This is a genomic window from Streptomyces sp. (assembly GCF_050698815.1).
Lineage (GTDB): Bacteria > Actinomycetota > Actinomycetes > Streptomycetales > Streptomycetaceae > Streptomyces.
This window is the reverse complement of record NZ_JBOHCV010000456.1, coordinates 1-3,077: the sequence shown is the minus strand read 5'-3', so window position 1 is coordinate 3,077 and position 3,077 is coordinate 1. Positions and strand designations below refer to the sequence as shown.

General features: G+C 66.8%; 2 protein-coding genes. Both read left to right on the top strand.

The genetic code is table 11. From position 1 onward, the window contains the following. Window positions 1-46: 46 nt before the first annotated feature. A complete protein-coding gene (gene dapA, locus ACRDP3_RS16610; protein ID WP_431517737.1) occupies window positions 47-946 on the top strand; it encodes a 4-hydroxy-tetrahydrodipicolinate synthase in 900 nt (299 codons plus the stop codon). A 163-nt stretch (window positions 947-1,109) separates the two neighbouring features. Then, window positions 1,110-2,795, top strand: coding sequence for a ribonuclease J (locus tag ACRDP3_RS16605; RefSeq protein WP_431517736.1), 1,686 nt, complete (start codon window positions 1,110-1,112; stop codon window positions 2,793-2,795). Window positions 2,796-3,077 lie beyond the last annotated feature (282 nt).

Below are 3,077 nucleotides of genomic sequence, written 5' to 3'. Positions count from 1 at the left end.
GACCCGAGGGAGCACTAGGGACTGGGCTGCGAGTAGCGTGGACCCCATGGCTCCGACCTCCACACCGCACACGCCCTTCGGGCGGGTCCTGACCGCGATGGTCTCGCCGTTCACCGCAGACGGCGCCCTCGACCTCGACGGCGCGCAGCAGCTCGCCGTTCATCTGGTGGACGCAGGCAATGACGGCCTGATCGTCAACGGCACCACCGGCGAGTCCCCGACCACCAGCGATGTGGAGAAAGCCCAGCTCGTGCGGGCCGTGGTCGAAGCGGTCGGAGACCGGGCCCACGTCGTCGCGGGAGCTGGTACGAACGACACCGCCCACAGCCTCGAGCTCGCCCGTGACGCCGCCAACGCCGGCGCGCACGGTCTCCTCGCGGTGACGCCGTACTACAACAAGCCGCCGCAGGAGGGTCTCTTCCGGCACTTCACGGCGATCGCCGACGCGACCGACCTCCCCGTGATGCTCTACGACATCCCGGGCCGGTCCGGCGTCCCGATCAACACCGAGACGCTCGTGCGGCTGGCCGAGCACCCGCGGATCGTCGCGAACAAGGACGCCAAGGGTGACCTCGGCCGCGCGAGCTGGGCCATCGCCACCAGCGGACTCGCCTGGTACAGCGGCGACGACATGCTGAACCTGCCCCTGCTCTCGGTGGGCGCGATCGGTTACGTCTCCGTCGTCGGCCACGTCGTCACGCCGGAGCTGCGCTCCATGCTGGAGGCGTACCTCAGCGGCGACGTCACGAAGGCCACCGAGATCCATCAGAAGCTGCTGCCGGTCTTCACGGGCATGTTCCGAACCCAGGGGGTCATCACGACCAAGGCCGCGCTCAGCCTTCGCGGCCTGCCCGCGGGGCCGCTCCGGATGCCGCTTGTGGAACTCTCCCCGGAGGAGACCCAGCAGCTCCGGCACGACCTCGCACACGGCGGGGTACAGCTGTGAGCACCGACTTCACAACTACATAACGGGCAATATCCGTAAGAGCACGACACAGACGTAGCGAAACCATCCATGACATTCACGAATATCGCGCGCGCCACGTGTCCCACGGGGTCCCCCACACCGGAGGCCGGGGGCCCGTGGCGCGTGTGGTGAGGAGAGTCTTTTGAGTCATCCGCATCCCGAACTCGGCTCGCCGCCGAAGCTCGCCGACGGCGGCCTTCGGGTCACCCCGCTCGGCGGCCTGGGCGAGATCGGCCGCAACATGACGGTCATGGAGTACGGCGGCCGCCTGCTGATCGTCGACTGTGGCGTCCTCTTCCCGGAGGAGGAACAGCCCGGCATCGACCTGATCCTGCCGGACTTCAGCTCGATCCGGGACCGCCTGGACGACATCGACGGCATCGTGCTGACGCACGGCCATGAGGACCACATCGGCGGAGTTCCCTTCTTGCTGCGCGAGAAGGCCGACATCCCGCTCATCGGCTCCAAGCTGACTCTCGCACTCATCGAGGCGAAGCTTCAGGAGCACCGCATCCGCCCGTACACACTCGAGGTCGAGGAGGGGCACCGCGAACGCGTGGGTCCCTTCGACTGCGAGTTCGTCTCGGTCAACCACTCGATCCCGGACGCGCTGGCCGTCGCCATCCGCACCCCGGCGGGCATGGTGGTGCACACCGGCGACTTCAAGATGGACCAGCTTCCGCTGGACGGCCGCCTCACCGACCTGCGGGCCTTCGCACGCCTGGGCGAGGAGGGCATCGACCTGCTGCTCAGCGACTCCACCAACGCCGAGGTGCCGGGCTTCGTCCCGCCCGAGCGTGAGATCTCCGGAGTCCTGCGGCAGGTCTTCGCCGACGCCCAGAAGCGCATCATCGTGGCGAGCTTCGCCAGCCATGTGCACCGCATCCAGCAGATCCTGGACGCAGCACACGAGTACGGACGAAGAGTGGCCTTCGTCGGCCGCTCCATGGTCCGCAACATGGGCATCGCCCGTGACCTCGGCTACCTCAAGGTCCCGGCCGGCCTTGTCGTCGACGTCAAGACGCTCGACGATCTCCCTGACCACGAAGTCGTGCTGGTCTGCACGGGCTCGCAGGGCGAGCCGATGGCGGCACTGTCCCGGATGGCCAACCGCGATCACCAGATCCGCATCGTTCAGGGCGACACCGTGATCCTGGCCTCGTCCCTGATCCCGGGCAACGAGAACGCGGTCTACCGGGTCATCAACGGACTGACGCGCTGGGGCGCCAACGTCGTGCACAAGGGAAACGCCAAGGTCCACGTCTCCGGTCACGCCTCGGCCGGCGAGTTGCTGTACTTCTACAACATCTGCAAGCCGAGGAACCTGATGCCGGTGCACGGTGAATGGCGCCATCTGCGCGCCAACGCCGAGCTGGGAGCCCAGACCGGCGTCCCACGTGACCGGGTGGTCATCGCCGAGGACGGCGTCGTGGTCGACCTGGTGAAGGGCAAGGCCAAGATCTCGGGCAAGGTGCAGGCGGGCTATGTGTACGTGGACGGCCTCTCGGTCGGCGACGTGACGGAGTCCTCCCTCAAGGACCGCCGCATCCTCGGAGACGAGGGCATCATCTCGGTCTTCATCGTGGTCGACAGCAGCTCCGGAAAGATCGTCGGCGGTCCGCACATCCAGTCGCGCGGATCGGGCATCGACGACGCCGACTTCGGACAGGTGGTGCCGAAGATCGACGAGGCCCTGGCCAAGTCGGCCCAGAACGGCATCGCCGAGATTCACCAACTGCAGCAGCTGGTACGGCGCACGGTCGGCAAGTGGGTCTCCGACACCTACCGGCGCCGGCCGATGATCCTCCCTGTGGTCGTCGAGGTCTGACGGCCCAACAGCGGGCGGGGCTCCTCGATTTGCATCCTGGCGCCCCGCTCCAGTACGTTTACGGCTCCACCTCAGCGGGCAACGGGCGATCTTCGCCTGGAAGGCGCCTGCGCACCAGAATTCGGAAAACGGCCCCTGCGGGACCGGGAAAAAGATTCTGGTAAGGTTTGGAAACACCGAGAGGGAAGCGCCCGGAGGGGCCCTGTGAGGGGTTGCGAAGGTAGCGTCCGTTCTTTGAGAACTCAACAGCGTGCTAAAAGTCAACGCCAGATATGTTGATAC

What these genes read in the sequence shown, in the direction of transcription:
- dapA (WP_431517737.1), top strand. Translation starts at nt 47, where the DNA reads ATGGCTCCGACCTCCACACCGCACACGCCCTTCGGGCGGGTCCTGACC.